1 protein-coding gene is annotated in these 1,152 nt (G+C 62.4%); it reads left to right on the top strand.

The annotated features are described in order from the left end of the window. Positions 1-1,152: glycosyltransferase (locus DBR22_RS22030; protein WP_146187624.1), on the top strand; the 1,152-nt coding region annotated here is incomplete at both ends.

Here is a 1,152-nt window from a genome sequence, read left to right as displayed (position 1 = left end):
CACACTGTCCCACATCGACTTCTGGGCCCACGATGACGCCGACAACCGCCAGCAAATCATTGGCGCCGACCGGGTCATGCGTGCCACTGACCAATACGACTCCAGGCTGTTCAGGATCCCTACCGGCAATCCTGAAAACAACACCCTGGCCCTTCTGCAGGCGCAGCAGCTGGGATACCTGCACGTGAACATGGATCTTGACACGCGCGACTGGGAGTACGCCCCTGGAGTCCCCATTCAACTGCCCGAGCTTGACGGCAGCGGCCACGTTGTCCTGACCCACGACGCCGGCGGCGACCGCACCGCGACGATCAACATGCTCAAGGAATTCATTCCCCGCGCCAAAGCGCAGGGCTACACGTTCACTACCATCCAGCCCCTGCTGCCGCCGGAATACATCCCGCAACGGAGTACTCCTGCCACTGTGGAGGACAGCGCCACCCTGGCGGCCCTGACAACATATCTGGTCACACCCAATGTGTTGCTGACCTGGTTGTTCTGGTTCGGCATCGGCTCCCTGACGGTGTTGACATTCCTGTTCGTGGTGCTCGCGCTGGTCAGCAATGCCCGCCAGAGGAAGCGCCGTTGGGCCAGGATTGAGGACAAGGACTGGCCTTTCGTCAGCGTGGTGCTGCCGGTGTTCAACGAAGAGCTGGTGGTGGCAAAAACCCTGGACGCACTCAGAGCCAGTGACTACCCCCTGATGGAGGTGGTGGCAGTCAACGACGGGTCCACTGACGGCACGCTCGCTGTACTGACCGACTACGCGAAAACGTGGCCCGGACTGCGTGTCATTGACCAGCCCAATGGTGGAAAGCCTGCCGCCAGCAACCACGGCATCGACGAGTCCTGGGGAGAGATCATCGTCACTCTCGACGGCGACACACTGTTTGAGCCGCAAACCATCAAGATGTTCGCCCGCCACTTCCTGGCTCCCCGCAATGGCAAGGAAGTGGGGGCCGTGGCCGGCCACGTCAAGGTAGGAAACCGCCGCAACCTCGTTACTGCCTGGCAGAGCCTTGAGTACCTGTCCGGAATCTGCGTCACCCGCATGGCCGAGGGTCTGATGGGCGCTATCGCCATTGCTCCGGGTGCCTGCGCCGCGTGGCGGGGCGAGGCGCTCAGGAAAGCCGGCGGCTACTCCCAGGACAC

The sequence above is a fragment of the Arthrobacter sp. HMWF013 genome (genome assembly GCF_003061105.1).
Taxonomy (GTDB): Bacteria; Actinomycetota; Actinomycetes; order Actinomycetales; family Micrococcaceae; genus Arthrobacter.
This window is presented reverse-complemented; position numbering and strand designations above follow the sequence as displayed.